Origin of the sequence: Mesorhizobium sp. B2-4-19 (assembly GCF_006441315.1) — a bacterium.
Lineage (GTDB): Bacteria > Pseudomonadota > Alphaproteobacteria > Rhizobiales > Rhizobiaceae > Mesorhizobium.
This window is the reverse complement of the sequence record NZ_VFUV01000043.1, coordinates 1-1,552: the sequence shown is the minus strand read 5'-3', so window position 1 is coordinate 1,552 and position 1,552 is coordinate 1. Positions and strand designations below refer to the sequence as shown.

General features: G+C 61.9%; 1 protein-coding gene. It reads left to right on the top strand.

Annotated elements, in window-relative coordinates:
• Positions 1–54 precede the first annotated feature (54 nt).
• Positions 55–1,425 (top strand): IS1182 family transposase, encoded by a 1,371-nt coding sequence (locus tag FJ546_RS31025; protein ID WP_140893037.1) that lies wholly within the window; start codon positions 55–57, stop codon positions 1,423–1,425.
• Positions 1,426–1,552 lie beyond the last annotated feature (127 nt).

Genomic DNA, 1,552 nt, shown 5'->3' with positions numbered 1-1,552 from the left:
TCAGACTGCTGACAAACCCCTGGCTTTTGCTGGGGGTTTTTGATTCACTGGGTCATGTTGAAGCGACCCGCCCCTGAACAGACCGCGCTCGAGATGGTAACGTTGGATCAGCTTGTTCCGGCTGATCATCTGTTGCGCAAGATCGACCGCGCGATCGACTTCTCCTTCATCCACGAACTGACGGCGCCGCTGTACTGCGCCGACAATGGCCGCCCGCCTTTGGATCCGACCTTGATGTTCAAGGCGCTGTTCGTGGGCTACCTGTTCGGGGTTCGCTCGGAGCGGCAGTTGGTGCGCGAGATCGAGGTCAATGTCGCCTATCGCTGGTTCTTGCGGCTGAAGCTGACCGATAGGGTGTTCGACGCCTCGACGCTGTCGCAGAACCGGCGCCGGCGCTATCAGGATGAGAGCATCGCCCAAGGCATCTTCGACCGCATTGTCGAGCAGGCGATCGGGCATGGGCTTGTCGACGGCACGGTGCTCTACACCGACAGCACGCATCTGAAGGCCAATGCCAACAAGGGCAAATACGACCTTGCCATGGTGGCCAAGTCACGGGCCGACTACTGGGCCGATCTCGACCGGGCGATCGAGGCCGAGCGGGCGCTGCATGGCCAGAAGCCGCTGAAGCAAAAGGAGCGGCAGCCGGTGGAGAAAGAGACCAAGGTCTCGCGCACCGACCCGGATGCCGGCTACATGGTTCGAGACGGCAAGCCGAAGGGCTTCTTCTACCTCGACCACCGCACGGTGGATGCCGCCCACGCCATTATCACCGATACCCATGCAACGCCTGCCAACGTGCATGATTCCATCGTCTATCTCTCCCGCCTCGACCGGCAGGTGGAGCGCTTCGGCTTCCAGGTCGGCGCCGTCGGCCTCGACGCCGGCTATGCCACGCCGGGCATCGCCAGGGGATTGGAGGAACGCGCCATCAGGGGCGTCACCGGCTATCGCAACCCGAGCCCACCCAAACCCGGCATGATGAGGAAGAGCGCCTTCGCCTATGAGCGGGAGCTTGACGGCTATCGCTGCCCGCAGGGCCAACTGCTTGCCTACGCCACCACCGACCGCACCGGCTATCGCCACTACAAGAGCGATCCCGCCATCTGCCGCGATTGTCCGTTGCTCGCCTCCTGCACCTCGAACGCCAACGCCACCAGGCTGATCACCCGCCATGTCTGGCAGGAGGCACGCGAACGAAACGACGCCAACCGCCTCACTTCGTGGGGCAAGGCTATCTACCGGCGCCGCAAGGAGACGGTCGAGCGATCTTTTGCCGACGCCAAGCAGTTGCATGGCCACCGTTATGCACGCTTCAAAAGCCGAACCCGCGTCGCCTGCCAATGCCTACTCGCAGCCGCCGCCCAGAACATCAAGAAAATCGCCCTTTGTCTCTGGCCAAAGAACAAAACCCGCTTCGCCTGAGGCGAGGCGTCACCCGCGGCCGAACCGGCAACCTCCAGACAATTCGTCCCGACACCGAAATAACGAGCCCATTCAAACCATAAAAACAAAACCCCGCCAAAATTGACGGGGTTTGTCAGCAGTCTGA